This window comes from Anaerotruncus sp. DFI.9.16 (genome assembly GCF_024461615.1).
GTDB lineage: Bacteria > Bacillota > Clostridia > Oscillospirales > Ruminococcaceae > Anaerotruncus > Anaerotruncus massiliensis.
In genome coordinates this window covers 85958-104898 of sequence record NZ_JANFZX010000003.1, presented here as the reverse complement: position 1 = coordinate 104898, position 18941 = coordinate 85958, and the positions used below count along the sequence as shown (strand labels likewise).

Sequence of the window (18941 nt, the reverse complement as noted above, 5' to 3'; positions counted from 1 at the left end):
CCCGCAAATGAGCAAAATGCTCATTTGCGGGCTTTTTCTTCTGGTCCGAATAGCGGGACTTGAACCCACGGCCTCTACCACCCCAAGGTAGCGCGCTACCAAACTGCGCCATATCCGGACGGCTATATTATATTAGCATAATCGGCAGGTAAAATCAAGAGGGTTTTTCACATTTTTCGCCTCTTATCCTTCCAGTCGGAAATCCAGCAGGTTCAAGCCCGTCTCCTCGTCGAAGACGCGGCCGACGCGGCCGGCAAGCGTGCGCAGGAAAAGTTCGGCGGTCGCGCTGACGCGCGCCTCGCTCAGATGCCCGCCGATCACCGACCCGTCCGCGCGGCCAAAGGAGGCGTGGATATGCAGGTAGGGCTCCCCCTCCCGTTCCGTGACGCTGCCCTCCAAGCCGGTCATCTCAAGCGGCTCGTCAAAGACATTCGGGCAGAAGCGCTTCTCTGCCAGATCGTAGACGCCGACCACAACATGGTCCATCGCGCCCAGCCCGGAGAGGGTTCCGAGCCGGACCCGCTCCGTGACGCACAGCTCCTTCAACGACGCGGCCAGCTCCTCCCCGCGTTCGAGGCGGATGGCATAGGTGTCACCGAATTTGTGAAAAAACATGGCCCTTCCCTCTTTTCAAATTTAAAAGATGTGATATAATAGTAATAGTTCCGATATTTACTTTCTGATCTTCATTTCAAACACGCAGAGTTCCATCGGGAAATCTGGGCCGGCCTCCCATGTCCGCCTCTCCAGGAGGTGCAGCCCCAGCCGCTCGCAGTAGTCCAAAGCGCGGCTGTTTTTCCGGTCCACCACCGCATATACGCGGGCAAGCCCGCGCGCGGCGCACTCCCTCTCGATGAGTTCCAGCATCCCGGTCACCGTGCGGTTCCCGTGATATTCCCCGCGGATATAGGCATGGTACACCCAGAGGGCGTCCTCCTTTTCCCGGAGGCCGGCATACCCGACCTCCGCCCCATCATAGCAGATGAGCCGGTACTCCATATGCCCTCCGTCGATCTGGCGGCGGACCGCCCCGGGAGACTGCCAGGTCCTGAGCAGATAGTCCAGTTCCATCGACCCATAGGCCCCCAGATAGCGATCCGTCCAGATTTCCCGGGCAAGTTCGCACACCGTTTCGATCTGCCCCGCCTGCTCTACCGGGATCCATTCCAGCATCTCCATTCGGTTCCGCCTCCTTCGGCCGGACTGCTTGCAAACCCATTCCCCTTTCCATTGGTATTATACCATAAAACCCCACCCGCGTGAAGATTTTTTTCCGGCTGTTCCTATGAGGTTTCAATAAAAACAATATTCACGCGTGGGCTGGACATCCTAAATTCCGAGGCGTCCGGTCCTTTTCCCAAGGGAGCGGAAGCATATGGCGTCCCTGCCGTGACCGGACTTGCCGTTCACGAATTTTTCGCTCTTTTTTCATGAAGCGCGGCATAGGATATGCTATAATATATATCAGCCGATGGCCGGGGGCCGCCCGGCGCCGCGGCCGCATAATCCTGTTGACAGTGGCGGGCAGCCCCGCCATTTTCAGCCGCGCCGAAACGGCGCGGCAACAACGCAGACATCAAAGGAGGAAACATCCATGAGCCAGGAACAGAAATTTTTCATCTGCAAACACTGCGGGAACCTTGTCGGCATGATCCACAACGCGGGCGTCAAGATCATCTGCTGCGGCGAGCCGATGACCGAGCTCGTCCCCAACACCACCGACGCGGCGGGAGAAAAGCACCTGCCTGTGGTCGAGGTGTCCGGCAAGCAGGTCACCGTCTCGGTCGGGAGCGTTCCGCATCCGATGACCGAGGAGCATCACATCGCGTGGGTCTATCTCCAGACCGCCAAGGGCGGCCAGCGCAAGAGCCTGCCTGTCGGCGGCGAGCCGAAGGTCACCTTCCTGCTCGAGGACGACGAGCCCGTCGCGGCATTCGCTTACTGCAACCTGCACGGCCTTTGGAAGACCGTGGTCTGATCGGTCGGAGCCGGGAGGGCGGCCGTATGGCCGCCCTTTTTGCACAGGAAGATTCTGGTTTGTGGGAACCGCGTGATTGTGCTATCGTTAGATTGAAAACCATATGATGAAACCGGGGGGAATCCTGATGAAATACAATCCTGAAATGGAACGGGTCCACACCGCTCCGATCACCGAGGAACTGGCCGCGCGGCCGGAGGTGTTCGTCAGCCGGGAGGAGGGCGTGTATTTCCAGAAGATTTCCGCCGTCTGCGACCGGGTCACCGAACGGCACATCCATATCCTGCTGATCACCGGGCCGTCCGCCTCGGGCAAGACCACGACCGCCAAAAAGATCGCGCACGAGCTGCGCGAGCGCGGCAAGGTGGTCAACCGCATCTCGCTGGACAATTTCTATAAATCGAGCGACCAGCTGCCCCGCTGGGAGGACGGCTACCAGAACTATGAGAGCGTCGAGGGACTCGATCTTGACTGCTTCCGCGAAACGGTGCAGCGTCTGCTGCAGACGGGGCGCGCGCAGTTCCCCATCTTCGATTTCACGGCGGGACGCCGTTCGGAGAAGACCTTTGAAATCTCCTACGACGAGCACACCTACCTCATCATCGAGGGCATCCACGCCCTCAACCCGCTGCTCACCGACACGCTCGCCCCGCACCGCACCGTCAAGCTCTACATCAGCGTGCACAGCGACTTCGTGGACGACGGCGGGCGCATCCTGCTGGGCGCGCGCGACCTGCGCCTCACCCGGCGGCTGCTGCGCGATTTCTACTACCGGGGCACCGGCGCGGAGGAGACACTGCGGATGTGGGACTATGTTCTGCGCGGCGAGGACCTCTATATCCGGCCCTTCCGCGAATTCGCGGACGCGCACATCAATTCCACCCACGATTACGAGCCCTTCCTCTACCACGACACCCTCGCCGAAATGCTGCGGCAGACCGATCCGGACTCCCCCTACCGCGAGACGATCGGCCGGCTGACCGACTCCGCCCGGCACTTCTTCGGCATCGACCAGGCGCTGGTGCCCGCGACCTCCCTCATCCAGGAGTTCATCAAGCGGGACTGACCGGCCATTTGAAACGTTTCGGGAACCGCCCGGCTTATGCCGGGCGGTTCCTTTTGATTCCTCCCGGGTGATTGAAAAAGCCGCACGGATATGCTATGCTTAGTTTCGACAAATTTCGACATCCGGGAGGGCATCTCATGTTTGGGCTGATGGGCCTGTTCGGCGCCGCCTGCATCTTGTGGGGCGCCGGAATCTACCTGCGGCTTTTCCTGCGGCGGCCGCGCTACGACGACCCGCTCGCCTACGCGCAGGCGCTTTCCCTTTCCCGCGCGCTCGACCGGCGGCTCGAGGCCACTTCCCTGCGGCAGGTCGTCTGGCTCAAATTCTACGCCAACATGCTGCTTCCCTTCCTGGGGATCGCGGGCGGGCTCCTGCTCGGATACGTGATCCTTTCGGGCGCGCCTCCCCTCCCTGGCGCCGTCGTCTGGATGGCGGCGGGCGGCTGCGCGCTGGCCGACCTGCTCTTCCTGCGCTTTTACGACCGCCTCTCCTTCTGCGTCAACACGGCGGCCTGCCTCACGCTGGCTGCCGCCTGCTTCTTTGCGCCGCCCGGCGGGCTCTTCCCCCGGCCGCCCCTTTGGGCCGCCGTCGCCGTGTCCGTGCTGTGCGCCTGCAACCTCGCCTATTTCTGGCGGCGGCGCGCCCTCTTCTCCCCCGCCGCCGGGGAGCTTTCCGCCGATGGGGACAACATGTTCCCCGCGGAGGAACCGGAGGAGCTTCCCCTTCCGGAGACCACCGCGTTTCCCCGCGGGATACCGGGCGCCGCCCCGACCGGGCCGCCCGTCCGCGAGAGGCCCGTCCCGGCCGCATGGACGGAGAAAGAGCCCGCCCCCGCCGCGCGGACAGTTCCGGAGGGACCGGCCCCGGCCGTATTTGCCGCGGAGGAGGGGCCCGCGCCCTCCGCCACCCCCGCCGCCCGGCTCGACTGGCTGCTCGACCGCGCCGCGCCGCCGATTTCCGGCGCGGCTCCCCGGCGGGACGAGCCGCCGCACGTCCGGAGGCTCCCCCCGTATCCTCCGAACGAATGGGCGCCGCCCGCCCCCGTGCGCGCGGCGTCCTCCCCGTGGGGTGCATGGGAAGCGCCCGCCTTCGCGGAGACCGCCTCCCCTTCGATATGGAGACCTTCCGGAAGCGGGGAAGCCGCCTTTCCCGTCGGCATGCCGCCGGCCGGCGCACGCCCGCAGTTTACCCGCCGCGCCTTCGTCACCGGAAGCTTCCTGCACGGGCGGCAGGCGCGCCTCGCCGTCTGCGTTCCCGGGCAGGCGGTAATCATCCGCCACCTGCCCGACGCGCGCTTCAGCGACTATATGCAGGTCAGCGCCGTCGTGGAGGACGGGCCGCCCATCGACGTGGGGAACCTCGGGCCGGGACCCTCCGCGATCCTCTGTCCCGAGCTGCCGACCGGCGCGGCCTGTTACGGGAAGATCCTGCGCGTCTTCCCGGACGGCTACGGGATGCTCAAATGCGAGATCGCATACTAATGGAAGCAGGGCGTCCGCCGGTTGGCGGACGCCCTGCTTTTTGCGCGCGGCGCTCTTTAAAACTGTTCGATGCGGCGCTGGAGCCTCAGCTCGGTGCGGCGCGCGCCCGCCTCCCACTCGGCGCGCTCCTCGTCCGTCTCGGGGACCAGGCGGGGCACCGGGGTGGGGCGCTCGTGCGAATCGAGCGCGACGAGGGTGAAATAGGCGCGGTTCACAAGCTCCTTGCTCCCGTCCAGCCGCTCGACGAACGCCTCCACCCGCACCTCCATCGACGTGACCCCCACGTGGGTGAGCTGCCCGATCAGCAGGACGGTGTCGTTGGCGTAGGCGGCCTTTTTGAACTGGAGGTTGTCAATCGAGACGGTCGTGACGTCCCGGTGGGCGTGCCTGCGCGCCGTCACCGCCGCCACCACGTCCATCCACGCCACCAGCTTGCCGCCGAAGAGACGGCCGTTGCCGTTGGTATAGCCCGGCATGACGATCTGTATCTGCTCGGTGCGGGATTCCGCGACCCGGTGCTCAAGGTTTTCCATAAACTGACGCCTCCGTTCATTTCGTATCCCCATCTTATCAGGTTCCGCGCGTCCCCGCAAGCGGACGCCCCGCCGGGGAGACCCCGGCGGGGCGTTATATGGCCGGGAAAAAACCGCCGGCGCTTTATAAAGACAGCTCGCCCACGCGTTTATGTAGGCGTGAACTGGCTGCCCGTGTCGCCCAATCCGAAGCTGATCGAAAGGGCATGGTTGATCTGTCCCATCGAGCCGTCGTCGAGACGGCCCATCTTCTCCTTGAGGCGTTTCTTGTCGATGGTGCGAATCTGCTCGAGCAGCACCACCGAGTCCTTCGACAGGCCGCACCCGTCCGAATGGATTTCGATGTGGGTGGGCAGCTTGGATTTTTCCTTCTGGCTGGTGATCGCGGCGGCGATCACCGTGGGGCTGTAGCGGTTTCCGACGTCGTTTTGAACGATCAGCACCGGCCGCACACCGCCCTGTTCCGAGCCTACTACCGGACTGAGATCGGCGTAGTAGATCTCTCCCCTTTTTACGGTCACGTCCATCACTCTCCGTGGTTATGGGCGGGCGAGCACGCCGCCCGTATTCGCATTTTTAACGCGTTATCCTGCACCGATATTTTGAACCTCCAGGGCATGGTTTAAACAGCGCGGGGGAAAAATGTTCCCGCGCCTTTACCATTCTATTTCCGGGCGCGTCTTTTTGACAGCAAAAACGGCCCGCACCTTATGGTGCGGGCCGTTTGAAACCCCCGGGTTCATTCAAGAATCTTGAAATTCAGGATCTCCACCTCGAAGTCGTTCTGCGGAATCGACAGTTTCAGGATATTTCCGTTTTCCCCGTCGACCACGAGCGAGAAGTCCCCCTCCTCGATTTTCCCGGTCACGACGAGCTTTCCGTCCTGCTCCTCGAACCGGACCCCCTGGTCGTTGAGCGCGGCGTTGAGGGCCGACAGGATCATCTTGGAGGCGGCCTTGCCCGGCACGCTGTCGGGCGTGAAGTCGAAGCTGAGGTCCCCGTACTGGACGGTCACCTTGTCGGTAAAGAAGGTCATCTTGATGTCCCGGATGCTCTCGGGCGACTGGAAGGTCACGACCGCGCAGTTCATCGGCTTTTTGTAGATCGTCATCTCCGTCTCCAGCCCGCCGTAGCGGACCTTTGCCGTGGTCTGGAACGACTGGCTGAGGTTCTGGCGCATCTGCTCCGCCGCCGATTCCTCCCGCGCCTTCGCGCCGCAGCCCGCCGCGCCCAGCAGCAGCGCCGCCGCCAGCAGGATGCCGAACACCCGTTTCATCATCGGGACTCCTCCTTTATTTACCGGTCGTTATCCGCGAATACGCGCGGAAGCGCGTCGATCACATCGCGGGCGAGCATCGCATATTGGGAAAACTCCCCGGCGGCGTAGTCGCCCGCCATGCCGTGCAGCCAGACGCCGCAGGCGGCGGCCTCCTCCGGGCTCCTGCCCTGCGCGGCGAGCGCGCCCACGAGCCCCGCGAGCACGTCGCCGCTGCCCGCCTTGGCGAGCCCGGCGTTTCCCGTCGTGTTGATCCACACCCGCTCCCCGGGCGCGGCGGTCAGCGTGTGGGCACCCTTGAGCACCACCGTGACCCCGTACTCCCGCGCGAACGCTTTCCCGGCAGTCAGCGGGTCGGGCCTCAGCTGCTCAAGGGGCAGCGTCGTCAGGCGGGAGAGCTCCATCAGGTGGGGTGTGAGAATGACCTCCGCCTTTTTGTCCTTCAGTATATCTATATTCCGCGCGAGCGCATTTATACCATCCGCGTCGATGACGAGCGGGCGGGAAACCCGCCGCACGAGCTCGTAGACGATGCGGCAGGCGTCCGGCCCGGTCCCCAGGCCGTTTCCGACCAGCACCGCCGTGCTGCGTTCCGCCGCCTCGAGCAGCGCGTCCATCGCCTTGTAGGAGAGGGAGCCGTCGGGGTTCTGCGCGAGCGGCAGCAGCACCGCCTCGGGCAGCATGGGCAGCACGGTGCGGCAGACCTCCTTGGTGGAGGCGAGCGTCACGTAGCCCGCGCCGGAACGCATCGCGGAGAGCGTCGAGAGCACCGCCGCCCCCATGTACCGCTGGGAGCCGGCGACGTTCAGGAGCTTGCCGTAATCCCCCTTGTGGGTGTCGCGGCAGCGGCGTGGCAGCCGGTCGAAGACCCAGCCGCGGTCGACGAGGGTAAAGAGGGGCTCCACCCCCTCGTGCGCCTCGGGCGGAATGCCGATGTCCGCGACGACCACCTCGCCGCAGTACTCCGCGGCGGCGGGCATCGCGGTGGCGGGCTTGTCGCTGTCGAAGACGACCGTCATGCCCGCGCGCACCGCGCAGGGGTCCGCCTCCCCCGTGTCGGCGTTCACCCCGCTGGGGATGTCGAGCGCGAAGACCCGCACGCCCACGCCGTTGATCAGGCGGCAGACGTCCCGGTGGCGCTCGTCGAGCTCGCCGTGGAAGCCGGTGCCGTAGATCGCGTCAACCAGCAGGTCGGTCGAGGCGAGCCGCTCGGTCAGGTATTCGGGGTCGTCCCCGTAGCCGACGACCGCGATGTCCATCACGCCGATCCGCTGGAGCATCTCGGCGGCCTCGGGCGTCTTGGGGTCCCCGTCGGTCAGCACGACCGCCACGTTCGCGCCCGCCTCGCTGAGCCGGCGCGCGGAGACGAACCCGTCGCCCCCGTTGTTGCCCCGCCCGCAGAAGATCGTGACGTACCGCCCCTCCACGTCCGCCGCCCGGCGGATCGCTGCGGCCGCGGCGCTGCCCGCGTTCTCCATCAGGCGCTCGCAGCTCATCGAATAGTTGAGGGAATTGCGTTCCACCGTCTTCATCTGTTCGGATGTCAGAATCCTCATGTCGTCAGCCCCCTGTCGCTTTTGTGTGTCCCGGCCGTTTCCTCTCCATAGTATAGCACAGTTTCATGGGCGGAAAACAGCGAAAGCTTGTACAAAAAAGGAGTGTCCGGGCCTTGACGAATTCCTGCAATCCTGCTATAATTTACTGGTTAGCCGCGGAATTCCTTCCGCGCTGCAAACATCCTTGCCCTTTCCATCGAGAGAGGGCCTAAAGTCCAAAAGGAGGTGTTCAAATGGCACAGCTCACAGCCAACTACGAAACTGTAATGGTATTCAGCATGAAGAACGGCGAGGAGAGCGTCAACGCGCTCGTGGAGAAGTTCTCTTCCCTCATCGGCGAGAACGGTACCATCACCAAGGTCGACACCTGGGGACAGCGCGCCCTGGCGTATCCGATCAACGATGAGACCGTCGGTTACTACGTGGTGATCAACTTCACCTCGAAGCCCGATTTCCCCGCCGAGCTCGACCGTATCTACAAGATCACTGACGGCGTCCTGCGTTCGCTGATCGTCGCGAAAGACGAGGAAGAGGCGAAGGAGGAGCCCAAGGAGGAAGAAGCCCCCGCCGCTCCCGCGGCCGAGGAACCCGCTGCTCCCGCCGAGCAGTAAGCGTAAGGAAGGTGTACCGCGATGTTAAACAGGGCGATTATCATGGGCCGCCTCGTGGCCGACCCGGAACTGCGCCAGACCCCGAACGGTGTGTCGGTCATCACCTTCACCGTCGCGGTCGACAGGAACTACTCCCGGGACCGGGAACGCCAGACCGACTTCATTGACGTCGTGGCCTGGCGCCAGACCGCCGAATTCGTGTCGAAGTACTTCAGCAAGGGCAAGATGATCATTGTCGAAGGCTCGATCCAGACCCGCAGCTATGAGGACCGCAACGGCAACAAGCGCCGTGCCGTCGAAGTGGTCGCGGACAACGTCCAGTTCGGCGAAAGCAAGAGCGCCGGCGGTTCCCAGCAGGGCTATACCGCTCCCGCTCCCACCCAGGCCCCGCCGGAGCCCGCCGTCTCCTATGCGAGCGGCGATGTGGGCGACTTCTCCGAGATGTCGTCCGATTCCGACGACCTTCCCTTCTGACCGCATTCTTCCACCTGTGAACCCCATATCATTACAAGGAGGTTAGAATCATGGCTTACGACAGATCCGATAACCGTGGCCCGCGCGGCAGAAAAGGCCGTAAAAAGGTCTGCTCCTTCTGCGTCGACAAGCTCGGCCCGATCGATTATAAGGACGTCCCCCGCCTGAGAAGGTATCTCAGCGAGCGCGCGAAGATCGTTCCCCGCCGTGTCACCGGCACCTGCGCGCGTCACCAGCGCCAGCTGACCCTCGCGATCAAACGTGCCCGTCATCTCGCGCTGCTCCCCTACACCAGCGACTGACTGCTGGCAAAACAGCACATCAAAACGGCCGACCGGCATTTGCCAGTCGGCCGTTTTTTGCCGCCTGTTATTTGCAGTACGCGACGGCGATCCGCGCCGCCACGCGCGCGTTGTTGTAGGCGAGCTCCAGGTTGCTCGCCAGCGACACGCCGTGGGTCATGTCCTTGATCGCAGCCAGCAGGAAGGGGGTCGTCGCCTTGCCGTGGACGCCCTGCTCCTTCGCCATGGCGAGCGCTTTGGTGATCACCTGCTCCATCTCGTCGTAGTCGAGCGCGTACTCCTCCGGGATCGGGTTCGCGATGACCGCGCCCCCCTTGAGCCCCAGCTCCCATTTGGTGCGGAGGATGCCGGCGATCTCCTCCTCGGTGTCGATCCGGTAATCCACCTTCAGGCCGCTGCTGCGGCAGTAAAAGGCCGGGAAATCCTCCGTGCGCACCCCCAGCACCGGCACGCCGTACGTCTCGAGGTATTCCAGCGTGAGGCCGAGGTCGAGCAGGCTCTTCGCCCCCGCGCAGACCACGCCGACCGGCGTGTTCGCGAGCTCCTGGAGGTCCGCCGAGATGTCGAAGGTCTCCTGCGCGCCGCGGTGGACGCCGCCGATCCCCCCGGTCGCGAAGATGCGGATCCCCGCCAGCGAGGCGATCAGCATCGTCGTGGCGACCGTCGTCGCGCCGTCCCGCTTCTGCGCCAGATAGACCGCCACATCCCGGCGGCTCACCTTGCCGATGTCGCCCGGCTTGCACATCCGCTCCAGCTCGTCCGCCGTCAGCCCCACCTTGAGCTTTCCGCCGAGGATCGCCGTGGTGGCGGGGACCGCGCCCTCGGCGCGGATGATCTCCTCCACCTTGTGCGCGAATTCCAGATTCTGCGGATAGGGCATGCCGTGGCTGAGGATGGTGGATTCGAGCGCCACCACCGGACGGTTTTCGCTTACGGCCCGCGCGATTTCGGGCGTGATATCCAAATATTTTTCCAGGTTCATAGCAGTCATACCTCCACGATTCATTTTATTTTGGTCAATATCATATAGACATCTAGATCATTATTCCGATTTTTCCGGGACCCCGGGTCGACCGGGATCCCTCAGCCCCTGCCGTAGGAGCCCTGTTCGATCTGCATGACGTACCGCTCGCCGATCGAGTCGGTGACGTCGAAAAACACCGGGTCCCCCGACGCCAGGAAGCCGACATGCTCCAGGCGCAAGATGGGGGTGGAGGTGCTGACGCCCAGCCGCTGCGCCAGCTCCTCGCTGGCCAGCGTCGCAGTCACAAAGCTCTCCCCATGCTGGAGCGGGACGCCGAGCTTTTCGGTAAACATCGCGATCAGCGACATCTCAAGGTCGCCCGCGCAGAGGCCCGTCGCGTAGGCCGGGTTGATGTACGCCGTGCAGTAGGAGATCGGAACCCCGTCCGCCAGCCTCACGCGGGAGAGCCGCCAGATCGGCGTGCCGGGCGCGAGCCCCAGGTGTTTCGCCGTCCGCTCGTCCGCGAAGTCGGATTCGAGGTTCACGTCGCGGATCCCCGGCACGAGTCCCGAGGCCAGCAACTGGTCCGTGAAGCTCTTGACGACCGCGGTGGAGCGGTCGAGCGCAACGCCGCTCTTGAAGGTCCCCTTCCCCTGGATCTTGGTCAGCAGGCCCTCGCTCACCAGCGCGGTGATCGCCTGGCGGACGGTGCCCCGGCTCACGGCGTACTTTTCCGCGAGCTGCTGCTCCGTTTCAATCTGCTCCCCATAGGCCATCCCCTGGATCTCTTCGCGAAGGTCTTCCATGATCTGGTGGTACAGGGAAACCCCGGCGACCCTCTTCAGCGCACTCATCTCTTCACCCAAATTCCGGAGTCATGCGAGCTCCATTTAATCAAACGTCTGTATGTATGTCTCTTCCTGTTTTCATAATACACATTCCAATTGGTTGTGTCAACCAATTCGGCGGCCGCCGCGCGCCGCCGATTTTCCGCGAAACCCTCCGGGGAATCCCCCGGAGGGTTCGCGCTTCTCTCTTCCGCTTACTTGTGCAGCGGCTCGGTGGAGATGTCGATTTTGCCCGCGATGATATCGTCGTAGGCCGCCTTGATCTTCTCCTTCGCCTCGTCGCTCAGGGGGGAGTTGTCCAGATATTCAAAGGTGCAGACGCCTTCGGAGATGCCGTAATCGACGCGCTTGCCGCCCTGGAAATTGCCGGAGATCGCGTCCTCGATGAACTGGATGACCATCTTGTCAAAGAAGTTGACCGCGCTGCCCAGCTCCAGGTCTCCCAGCACGTCCTGATAGTGCACGTCCCACGCGACAAAGTAGACGCCCTTTTCCGCCGCGGCCTGCGCGCCGCCGACGCCGGTGCCGCCCGCCGCGGCCGCGATCACGTCGCAGCCCTCGTTGACGAGCATGAGGCCGAGCTCCTTGCCCTTGGTCGGGTCGGTCCAGGTGTTCGCATAGGCGACCATGTCCTCGATGTCGGGGTTGACGCTGCGCATGCCCTGCTGCCAGCCGGCGACGATCGCGTTGATGACCGGCTCGTCCGCGCCCGCCACGATGCCGACCTTATTCGCCTTGGTCGCGCAGGCGGCCGCCACGCCGGCAAGGTATCCGGTCTCGGTGCGGTTCAGGCCGAATTCCTGCAGGTTGGGATAGTCCGCGATGTCCGAGATCACGCCGTCCAGGCTGCCGAAGAGGATGTCCGGGAAATCCGCGGCCACGGCGGTCGTCGCGTCAGCCATGCTGGAGTTGGTGGTGATGATGATGTTGTAGCCCGCCTGCGCCAGCGCGCGGGTCTTGGGCTCGTATTCGCTCGACTGGGTGGCTTCGACCACCTTCACTTCGATGTTCGGATGCTCGGTCTGGTAGTCGCCGAGGCCGGCAACCAGGTTCTGAAGCCATTCGGCCTCGTCGACGGCCATGTCGGAGACGAGCGCCACCTTGTAGCTTTTTTCCGCGGCGTCCCCATCGCCGGGCGCGGGGGCGGAAGCGTCTTCCGCGGGAGCGGCCGGGGCGGAGGTCTCTGGCGCCTTTTGGCCGCCGCAGGCGGTAAACGCCGCCGCGACAAGAACCAGCGCCATTGCGAGAGCAAGGATCTTTACAGACTTTTTCATTTTCCGTTCTCCTTTGAATTGATTTATTGACGGTCTCCGGCGGTAACGTCGGACCCCATAACAATCAGCTTCTTTTCCGCGGAGCGCTTCCGCAGCCATTTGACAAGGCTCTTGATGAGCAGCGGCGCGATGACCACGATCAGCGCGAGCACATAGGGCAGCATCGAGAGGATCTGCACCGGGTAGCCCCTGCCCGAAAGGGTCAGCACCAGCGCGTCGGAGAATCCGAACATCAGGCAGGCCAGCAACGAAAGCACCGGCTCCGCCCCTGTGAGCACGAGCACCGCGATCGCCGTAAAGCCGCGCCCGTCGGTCATCCCGACGTTGAACATGTTGAGGGAAAGCGCGAGCTGCGCGCCCGCCAGCCCGCAGAAGACGCCGTTTAGAGCGAGCGCGAAATAGCGGATGCGCTTGATGCCGATGCCCGCCGAGAGGGCCGCGTCGGCGTTTTTCCCGATCGCGCGTACCGACAGGCCCATGTTCGTCCGGTAGAGGAAGACGTGGACCGCGAACGGCAGGAGGAGCGCCAGATAGACGAGGACCGAGTGGTCGTTCAGGACCGGCCCGATCAGCGGGATTTTTTCGAGGAAGGCAAAGTGGATGGTCGGCAGCGCGAGCTCGGACGGCAGGATGAACCGTCCGCTCGCGCCGAAGATCGGGACGAGCAGGTACCGCGTCAGGCCGGTGGCGATCGTCGTACACGCCAGCGCGCAGATGATCGGGTCGACATCCAATTCAAAGACGAAGAGCGCGTAGACCAGCGCGACAAGCAGCGTCAGCAGGACGGCGAAGAGGATGCCGCCCATAACGCTCTGCGTCATATAGGTCCCGACCACGGCGGCGAAGCACCCAAAGAGGGTGAAGCCCTCGAGCGCGAGGTTGAAGATATCCACCTTGATGGAGAAGAGGCCGCCCAGACAGATGAGGATGACCGGCGCGGCCAGCCGGACCGACAGGTTCAACAGCTGTTCCACATTGATCATGCCGTCTTCCCCTCCTTCCGCCTGCTCTGGAGCAGGTACCGCAGGATGTTGATGGTGGCGAAGAGCATGACGAAGCCCTTGACCACCTGAACCATCTCCGCCTGGACGCTCGTCTCGACCGACAGCGTCACCGCGCCGCTCTGCAGGGCGCCGAGGATGAGCGAGCCGAAGATGATGCCGAGCGTCGAATCCTTGCCGATGAGCGCGGCGGTCATGCCGTTGAAGCCCATGTCCACCGCGAAATTGTTGTAGACCTTGTGGTAGACGCCCATGACCTCGCCCGCGGCGGTCAGCCCCGAAAAGACGCCGCCCAGCAGCGCGACGACCAGGACGATCCGGATCGTTTTGACGCCGCACGCCTTGGCGAACTTCGGATTGTGCCCGATCATCCGCAGCTCATAGCCCGGGACGGTCCCCCGGATGCAGAGCGCGTAGGCGATGATGATGGCGACGACCGCGACCAGGATCAGGGTCGTGTTGAGGGAGGGCGCGAGGTTTACCGACATCGGCACGGTGGTGTCCGCCTTTGCGATCGGCCCGTTGTTGAGCAGATAGTCGGTCAGCAGCAGGATGATATAGTTCATCAGGATGGCGATGACCACCTCGTTGACCCCGAACAGAAATTTGAACACCGCCGGCAGCAGCGAGATGAGTCCTCCGAAGAGCGCCCCGGCCGCCACCATGACGACGGCCTGCACCCAGAGCGGCGCGTTGGGGATGACCTGCGGCACGAAGGCGATGCCCAGCGCCGCGAAATACATCTGGCCCTCCTGGCCGATGTTGAAGTAGCCGCAGCGGTTGCAGATCGAAAAGGAAAAGGCCAGCAGGATGATCGGCAAGGTGTAACGGATGGTGTTCTTGATGCCGACCCAGCTTCCCAGCGCGCCCTTGGCCAGCGCCCGGTACGCCTCGAGCGGGTTGCCGCCCGAAGCCAGCACGACCAGCCCCGCGACGGCGAATGCGATCAGCACCGCAACCACCGGGGACAGGCCGCCCAGCAGCTTCTTCAAGGAAACCTCCGGGAGCTTCCGTTCCATGACATTCTCTCCCATCTCAGTTCGCCTCCCTTTCCGAGCTTGTAATGCCGCCCATCATCAGCCCGATCTCCGCCTCGGTCGCCGAGGGGATGTCGGTCACCTCGCCCGAGCAGCGCCCCTCGTAGAGGATAATCATGCGGTCGCTCAGGCTCATCAGCTCCTCGAGGTCGGCGGAGACGAGCAGGATTGCCGTCCCGCGCCGCTTCTGTTCGAGCAGGTGCTCCCGCACGAAGTTGATCGCGCCGATGTCGAGCCCGCGGGTCGGCTGCGCCGCGATCAGCAGCTTGGGGTTCCGGCTGATCTCCCGCGCCAGTACGATCTTCTGCATATTGCCGCCCGAGAGGGACCGGACGGGCTTGTCCTGCGTAAGGCCGCGGATGTCGAACTTGCGGACCATCTCCGCCGTGTTTTCCGCGATCGCCCTGCCGCGCAGGATCCCGCGCCTGCTGAAGGGCGGCTGCCCCGCGACCCCGCAGATGAGATTCTCGTCCGCGTTCGCCTGCAGCGCCAGCCCCGTCGTCATCCGGTCCTCCGAGATATAGCCGACCCCCTTGGCCCGCCGCTGGCGGATCGGCAGGCGGGTGACGTCCTCGCCGTCCAGCAGGATGCTGCCGCCCGAGAGGCGGAACATCCCGATCAGCAGGTTGATGAGCTCCGTCTGCCCGTTTCCTTCCACGCCGCCCACGCCGAGGATTTCCCCGCGGCGCACCGCAAAGGTGAGGTCCCGGATGCGCGGGATGCCGTTTCCGTCGATATACCAGAGGTTCTTGCAGACGCAGACCGGCTCGCCCACCTCGCCCCGCTCGCTGTTCTGGATCAGCTGGACGTCCTGCTTGCCGATCATCGCGCGCGCCACGTCGGTCTCGGAGGCCTCCCCGCGCTTGAAATGCGCCACGACCCGCCCCTTGCGCATGACGGTGATACGGTCCGCCACCCGGATGACCTCCCGCAGCTTGTGGGAGATGAAGACGATGGAGGTGCCGTCCTTTTTGAGCTCGTCGATGACGCTGAAGAGCTCGTCCGACTCCTGCGGCGTCAGCACCGCCGTCGGCTCGTCGAGGATGAGCACCCGCGCGCCCAGATAGAGCGCCTTGATGATCTCGATCTTCTGGCGCTCCCCCACGCAGAGGTTCCCGATCGGCGTGTCGGGGGAGATCTTCTGCATGCCGAAGCGCGCGAGCAGCCCGCGGATCTTCTCCTTGGCCGCCCGGTAATCGATGAAGTCCGCCCGGGTGGGCGCGTGGCCGAGGATGATGTTCTCGGTGATGCTCATATGGTCGATCTGCATGAAGTTCTGGTGCACCATGCCGATCCCGTGCTTGAGCGCGCCCGAGACGTGATAGGAACAGGGTTCCCCGTTGATCAGGATCTTGCCCGCGTCCGGCGCGTACTGTCCGTAAAGGATCCGCATCAGCGTCGTCTTGCCCGCGCCGTTTTCCCCGACGAGGGCGTGCGTCTCGCCGGCCTCCAGCGAAAAGTCGATCCGGTCGTTCGCCACGAGCGCCCCAAAGCGTTTTGTAATGGATTCCATCCGTACGACAGGAGCCATCCGATAACCTCCTTCGGTGCAACCGCCTGGTTGTTCAGTGGAAAGATTTAGTGTTTTATAGATTTAGTTGTCTATATGTTTATGGCATAAGGGTAGCATGCGCTCTCCGTAATTGTCAATAGTTTTCTTTTTCAATTTTCAATTTTATTATGCAGAATGAGCCCCTTTCCCCCATCAAATGCCCGCGTTTTCTCGCATTTCATGCTGGATTGCGGCGCTTTATGCAAAACGCCCAGCCCCCATGGAGAAATTTCCGGGTGAAATCTGTGCAAATCGTAAAAATTGTAAAAACATCTATACAACTATATCATATTGTGTTATAGTGAATCCATCAAGTCTGGAAAAGAGGGATTCCTTATGGATGCTTTCACGCCCGAGACCATCTGGAATGAATATGAAGAGCTATTGGAGATGACCCGCAGGCACAGCTTTTCCTCCCGGATCCGCAAATACCGGGACCTCTCCATCCTCCGGCTGCTGGGGGAAGTGAGCCTTGTCGTCGCCTGCGATTCCAACGCCTCCAACGGAGAAAAGCCGAACGACACCCACCGCAACACCTATGACGAGACCGCGGTCAGCGCGCTGAAGGTCCCCACCATGGAGGTGCTCGCCACCGGCGCCACCCCCATCGTCATTGCGGACAACCTCTGCGTGGAGATGGAGCCGAGTGGACGGAAGATCATCTCCGCCATGCAGGAGGAGCTGGACCGCTGCGGGCTGCTGGACAGCATCCAGTTCACCGGCAGCACCGAGGACAACATGCGCACCCTCCAGACGGGCATCGGCGTCACCGTCGTCGGGCTCGTGAGCGACGCCGCCCTCCGGCTCGGTCGCACCCGTCCGGGCGACGCGGTCTACTGCGCCGGCGTCCCGCAGAGCGGGATCATCGAGCATTACAGCGAACGCGACGGCACCGTCGCCAAAATCTCCACCGTGGCGAAGCTGCGGGAGCTGGATTTCGTCCACGAGATCCTCCCCGTCGGCTCGAAGGGCGCCCTGTATGAGGCGGGCCAGCTCGCGGAATGTGTCGGCCGGCGGTTCCTGCCCGTCGAGCAGCCTCCCGTCGACCTTAAGACCTCCGCCGGCTCCTGCACCGCCGTGCTGGTCAGCCTGCCGGAGGAATCGGGCGCGGCGCTCGCCGCGGAACTGGACATCCCCTGCTTTTTCATCGGCCGGATTCAATAAGATACCATATTAATAAAGGAGCGATCACCATGTTACAGGACATCCAATTCCAATCGGCACAGCACGTCATCGACGAGGTGCGCAATATGAACGTCAAGGGCGGCAGCCCGTTCGGGCGCGCCGCCGCGTGGGCCTACCGCCTTGCCTGCACCCAGGAGGAATTCGCGGATGTGGCCGCGCTCAGGGAACGGTTCGACTATATTTCGAGCGAGCTGCTCAGCCTCAAGCCCACGATGGCCACCATCTATAACTCCAAGTCCCTCGTCTATAAAAAGCTCGACTCCTTCCCCGCCGGCACGGAGATTTCCACCATCACCGGCGAGATCTCGGCGCTCTGCCAGCGGATCATTCAATATTCCCTCAGCGCCGTCGACCACCTCGGGGAGAACGGGGCCAACCTGATCCAGGACGGCTGCACGGTCATGATGCACAGCTATTCGAGCGCCCTGATGAGTGTCTTTACCGCGGCCGCCAAACAGGGGAAACGGTTCAGCCTGATCTGCACCGAGTCCCGGCCCCTGCGTGAATCCCGTGTCGCGGCAAAGATCCTCCAGGAGCTGCATGTCCCCGTCACCTATGTCACCGACGCCTCCATCTGGGAGTTCATGCCCGCCTGCGACCTCATCATCATGGGGGCGGACACCATCGCATGGGACGGCTCGGTCGCCAACAAGATGGGCACCGCGCTGATCTCCCAGCTCGCGCTCTCCTGCAAGAAGCCGGTCTACATCGCCAGCGAAATCTATAAGCTCGACCGCCGCACCGCGCAGGGGCACCCGATCGTGCTCGAGCGCCGCACCCCCGCGGAAATCGTCTCCCCCGGCGATTTCGACAGCATGGAAGGGATCGAGGTCATCAACCAGTTCTTCGACCTGACCCCCTCGCATCAGATCACCGGGCTCATCACCGAGCGCGGCGTGATCGCTCCCTCGATGATCTCCCTCAACTGGGACTGCCTCGAAGCCCAGCTTCTCGGCTGATCCCCATTCTCCCATACAAAAGCGCGGCCCCGGAACCGGGGCCGCGCTTTTTCGTCACATGCGTTCATAGATCTCCCGGGCCGCCGCTTCCAGCTTCCCGAGCGCGCGCCCGTCCAGCGCCAGCCTGCCATGCTCCCGTACGGCGTAGCCCTCCGCCTCCAGCCGGTCGAAATAGCGGTAGAGGGTGCGCAGATTCAACCCCAGCAGCTCGGAGAGGACGCGCCGGTTGATCCGGACGGATACCGGCGGCGTCTCCTGCCGGACCCGCTCGTGGAGGTAGAGGAGCACCGCCTCGTATCCGCCCGCGAACCGGCGGCGGACGCTGGTCTGCATCGCCCGCTCCACAAGGGACGCGAGGTAGCGCAGCACCACGCCGGAAAAACCGCCGCCATTTTCAAGCAGCGCGCAGAAGCGCCGCGCGTCCGCCTCGGCAAAGAGGCAGTCCTCCTCCGCGGTGATCGACGCGCTGAAGGCCTCCCCGCCGCAGAGCAGCTCGGTGAGGCCGTAAATCTGGAAGCCCTCGTTGACGTAGGCAATGAAGCTGCGGCCGTCGCGGGAGATCGTGAGGACGTGGCACCGCCCCGACAGCATGATCCGGACGGAGCGGATGGGGAACCCCGCGTGGAGAATCCGCTCCCCTCTTTTGACCCTGCGCGCGCGCAGTCCCGGCCCGCAGCAGCGGGACAGCAGCTCGGGGCCCGCTTCCCCGCGGACGGCGGCGTCCATGAGCTCCGTGAGGCCCTCCGCGAATTCCATTGGGTATCCCCCTTTCCGTCACCAGCATAAAACACTTTAGGAAAGATGTCAATTGTCATTTTCTTTGCCGGGCCGCCGGCCTATGATG

The 18941-nt window shown here is 63.5% G+C and carries 21 protein-coding genes and 1 tRNA gene; 8 read left to right on the top strand and 14 right to left on the bottom strand.

Translation table 11 applies throughout. The features are described from left to right. Positions 1-41: 41 nt before the first annotated feature. From NE609_RS03025 to NE609_RS03015, 3 genes are all read right to left on the bottom strand, one after another. A tRNA-Pro gene (locus NE609_RS03025) sits at positions 42-118 on the bottom strand. 65 nt (positions 119-183) lie between these two features. Next, positions 184-615: a PPC domain-containing DNA-binding protein gene (locus tag NE609_RS03020; RefSeq protein ID WP_121586809.1), complete on the bottom strand. Its 432-nt coding sequence runs from the start codon at positions 613-615 to the stop codon at positions 184-186. 57 nt (positions 616-672) lie between these two features. Beyond that, the gene (locus NE609_RS03015) at positions 673-1179 is read right to left on the bottom strand and encodes a GNAT family N-acetyltransferase (protein WP_256151653.1); all 507 of its coding nucleotides are present in this window, start codon (positions 1177-1179) and stop codon (positions 673-675) included. A 415-nt stretch (positions 1180-1594) separates the two neighbouring features. On the opposite strand from NE609_RS03015, the gene NE609_RS03010 reads away from it, so the two are divergent. The 3 genes from NE609_RS03010 to NE609_RS03000 all read left to right on the top strand — a co-directional run bounded on the left by NE609_RS03010 (position 1595) and on the right by NE609_RS03000 (position 4525). Beyond that, on the top strand, positions 1595-1978 hold the full coding sequence (locus tag NE609_RS03010) for a desulfoferrodoxin family protein (RefSeq protein ID WP_101550074.1): 384 nt from the start codon (positions 1595-1597) through the stop codon (positions 1976-1978). Positions 1979-2105: 127 nt separating this feature from the next. Further along, entirely contained in the window at positions 2106-3044 is a 939-nt protein-coding gene (locus NE609_RS03005) for a uridine kinase (RefSeq protein ID WP_256151652.1), read from the top strand. 137 nt (positions 3045-3181) lie between these two features. Continuing rightward, complete coding sequence (locus tag NE609_RS03000) at positions 3182-4525, top strand: hypothetical protein (protein WP_256151660.1); 1344 nt, start codon at positions 3182-3184, stop codon at positions 4523-4525. Between the two features lie 56 nt (positions 4526-4581). Here the strand turns inward: NE609_RS03000 and NE609_RS02995 are convergent, their stop codons facing one another. The 4 genes from NE609_RS02995 to NE609_RS02980 form a co-directional block, all read right to left on the bottom strand. Next, the gene (locus tag NE609_RS02995) at positions 4582-5058 is read right to left on the bottom strand and encodes an acyl-CoA thioesterase (RefSeq protein ID WP_121586805.1); all 477 of its coding nucleotides are present in this window, start codon (positions 5056-5058) and stop codon (positions 4582-4584) included. Positions 5059-5207: 149 nt separating this feature from the next. Further along, complete coding sequence (locus NE609_RS02990) at positions 5208-5579, bottom strand: type II toxin-antitoxin system PemK/MazF family toxin (RefSeq protein ID WP_101553195.1); 372 nt, start codon at positions 5577-5579, stop codon at positions 5208-5210. Between the two features lie 218 nt (positions 5580-5797). Continuing rightward, positions 5798-6337, bottom strand: a complete 540-nt coding sequence (locus NE609_RS02985) for a hypothetical protein (protein WP_101550067.1) — start codon at positions 6335-6337, stop codon at positions 5798-5800. Positions 6338-6354: 17 nt separating this feature from the next. After that, positions 6355-7890, bottom strand: coding sequence for an NAD(P)H-hydrate dehydratase (locus NE609_RS02980; RefSeq protein ID WP_256151651.1), 1536 nt, complete (start codon positions 7888-7890; stop codon positions 6355-6357). Positions 7891-8123: 233 nt separating this feature from the next. Between NE609_RS02980 and rpsF the strand changes: the two genes are divergently transcribed. The 3 genes from rpsF to rpsR are packed head-to-tail and all read left to right on the top strand — an operon-like array spanning position 8124 to position 9277. Continuing rightward, the gene (rpsF, locus tag NE609_RS02975; protein WP_101550064.1) at positions 8124-8501 is read left to right on the top strand and encodes a 30S ribosomal protein S6; all 378 of its coding nucleotides are present in this window, start codon (positions 8124-8126) and stop codon (positions 8499-8501) included. A 21-nt stretch (positions 8502-8522) separates the two neighbouring features. Further along, positions 8523-8975 carry a single-stranded DNA-binding protein gene (locus NE609_RS02970; RefSeq protein WP_101550060.1) on the top strand — a complete coding sequence of 151 codons (453 nt, stop codon included), beginning with the start codon at positions 8523-8525 and terminating at the stop codon, positions 8973-8975. A 50-nt stretch (positions 8976-9025) separates the two neighbouring features. Then, positions 9026-9277 carry a 30S ribosomal protein S18 gene (rpsR, locus tag NE609_RS02965; protein ID WP_256151650.1) on the top strand — a complete coding sequence of 84 codons (252 nt, stop codon included), beginning with the start codon at positions 9026-9028 and terminating at the stop codon, positions 9275-9277. 67 nt (positions 9278-9344) lie between these two features. Here the strand turns inward: rpsR and NE609_RS02960 are convergent, their stop codons facing one another. The 6 genes from NE609_RS02960 to NE609_RS02935 all read right to left on the bottom strand — a co-directional run bounded on the left by NE609_RS02960 (position 9345) and on the right by NE609_RS02935 (position 15932). Beyond that, positions 9345-10259 carry a pseudouridine-5'-phosphate glycosidase gene (locus NE609_RS02960; protein ID WP_305144833.1) on the bottom strand — a complete coding sequence of 305 codons (915 nt, stop codon included), beginning with the start codon at positions 10257-10259 and terminating at the stop codon, positions 9345-9347. Positions 10260-10360: 101 nt separating this feature from the next. Next, positions 10361-11095 (bottom strand): GntR family transcriptional regulator, encoded by a 735-nt coding sequence (locus NE609_RS02955; protein ID WP_101550054.1) that lies wholly within the window; start codon positions 11093-11095, stop codon positions 10361-10363. Positions 11096-11283: 188 nt separating this feature from the next. Continuing rightward, complete coding sequence (locus NE609_RS02950) at positions 11284-12363, bottom strand: BMP family ABC transporter substrate-binding protein (RefSeq protein WP_158595622.1); 1080 nt, start codon at positions 12361-12363, stop codon at positions 11284-11286. Between the two features lie 23 nt (positions 12364-12386). Further along, positions 12387-13346 carry an ABC transporter permease gene (locus NE609_RS02945; RefSeq protein WP_101550051.1) on the bottom strand — a complete coding sequence of 320 codons (960 nt, stop codon included), beginning with the start codon at positions 13344-13346 and terminating at the stop codon, positions 12387-12389. Further along, on the bottom strand, positions 13343-14383 hold the full coding sequence (locus tag NE609_RS02940) for an ABC transporter permease (RefSeq protein WP_158595621.1): 1041 nt from the start codon (positions 14381-14383) through the stop codon (positions 13343-13345). The genes NE609_RS02945 and NE609_RS02940 overlap by 4 nt, the downstream gene beginning before the upstream one ends. 16 nt (positions 14384-14399) lie before the next feature. After that, entirely contained in the window at positions 14400-15932 is a 1533-nt protein-coding gene (locus NE609_RS02935; protein WP_101550047.1) for an ABC transporter ATP-binding protein, read from the bottom strand. A gap of 357 nt (positions 15933-16289) precedes the next feature. Between NE609_RS02935 and NE609_RS02930 the strand changes: the two genes are divergently transcribed. Beyond that, the gene (locus NE609_RS02930; protein ID WP_121586799.1) at positions 16290-17117 is read left to right on the top strand and encodes a hypothetical protein; all 828 of its coding nucleotides are present in this window, start codon (positions 16290-16292) and stop codon (positions 17115-17117) included. Positions 17118-17146: 29 nt separating this feature from the next. Beyond that, on the top strand, positions 17147-18097 hold the full coding sequence (locus NE609_RS02925) for a translation initiation factor eIF-2B (RefSeq protein ID WP_256151648.1): 951 nt from the start codon (positions 17147-17149) through the stop codon (positions 18095-18097). A 54-nt stretch (positions 18098-18151) separates the two neighbouring features. Here NE609_RS02925 and NE609_RS02920 read toward each other — a convergent pair whose 3' ends face one another. After that, positions 18152-18853, bottom strand: a complete 702-nt coding sequence (locus NE609_RS02920) for a Crp/Fnr family transcriptional regulator (protein ID WP_121586797.1) — start codon at positions 18851-18853, stop codon at positions 18152-18154. Positions 18854-18941 lie beyond the last annotated feature (88 nt).

Coding starts and splice junctions, on each gene's coding strand:
- rpsR (WP_256151650.1), top strand. CDS start 9,026: ATGGCTTACGACAGATCCGATAACCGTGGCCCGCGCGGCAGAAAAGGC.
- NE609_RS03005 (WP_256151652.1), top strand. CDS start 2,106: ATGAAATACAATCCTGAAATGGAACGGGTCCACACCGCTCCGATCACC.
- NE609_RS03020 (WP_121586809.1), bottom strand. CDS start 615: ATGTTTTTTCACAAATTCGGTGACACCTATGCCATCCGCCTCGAACGC.
- NE609_RS02920 (WP_121586797.1), bottom strand. CDS start 18,853: ATGGAATTCGCGGAGGGCCTCACGGAGCTCATGGACGCCGCCGTCCGC.
- NE609_RS02950 (WP_158595622.1), bottom strand. CDS start 12,363: ATGAAAAAGTCTGTAAAGATCCTTGCTCTCGCAATGGCGCTGGTTCTT.
- NE609_RS03010 (WP_101550074.1), top strand. CDS start 1,595: ATGAGCCAGGAACAGAAATTTTTCATCTGCAAACACTGCGGGAACCTT.
- NE609_RS02980 (WP_256151651.1), bottom strand. CDS start 7,890: ATGAGGATTCTGACATCCGAACAGATGAAGACGGTGGAACGCAATTCC.
- NE609_RS02995 (WP_121586805.1), bottom strand. CDS start 5,058: ATGGAAAACCTTGAGCACCGGGTCGCGGAATCCCGCACCGAGCAGATA.
- rpsF (WP_101550064.1), top strand. CDS start 8,124: ATGGCACAGCTCACAGCCAACTACGAAACTGTAATGGTATTCAGCATG.
- NE609_RS03000 (WP_256151660.1), top strand. CDS start 3,182: ATGTTTGGGCTGATGGGCCTGTTCGGCGCCGCCTGCATCTTGTGGGGC.
- NE609_RS03015 (WP_256151653.1), bottom strand. CDS start 1,179: ATGGAGATGCTGGAATGGATCCCGGTAGAGCAGGCGGGGCAGATCGAA.
- NE609_RS02945 (WP_101550051.1), bottom strand. CDS start 13,346: ATGATCAATGTGGAACAGCTGTTGAACCTGTCGGTCCGGCTGGCCGCG.
- NE609_RS02940 (WP_158595621.1), bottom strand. CDS start 14,383: ATGGAACGGAAGCTCCCGGAGGTTTCCTTGAAGAAGCTGCTGGGCGGC.
- NE609_RS02955 (WP_101550054.1), bottom strand. CDS start 11,095: ATGAGTGCGCTGAAGAGGGTCGCCGGGGTTTCCCTGTACCACCAGATC.
- NE609_RS02970 (WP_101550060.1), top strand. CDS start 8,523: ATGTTAAACAGGGCGATTATCATGGGCCGCCTCGTGGCCGACCCGGAA.
- NE609_RS02925 (WP_256151648.1), top strand. CDS start 17,147: ATGTTACAGGACATCCAATTCCAATCGGCACAGCACGTCATCGACGAG.
- NE609_RS02930 (WP_121586799.1), top strand. CDS start 16,290: ATGGATGCTTTCACGCCCGAGACCATCTGGAATGAATATGAAGAGCTA.
- NE609_RS02960 (WP_305144833.1), bottom strand. CDS start 10,259: ATGAACCTGGAAAAATATTTGGATATCACGCCCGAAATCGCGCGGGCC.
- NE609_RS02935 (WP_101550047.1), bottom strand. CDS start 15,932: ATGGCTCCTGTCGTACGGATGGAATCCATTACAAAACGCTTTGGGGCG.
- NE609_RS02985 (WP_101550067.1), bottom strand. CDS start 6,337: ATGATGAAACGGGTGTTCGGCATCCTGCTGGCGGCGGCGCTGCTGCTG.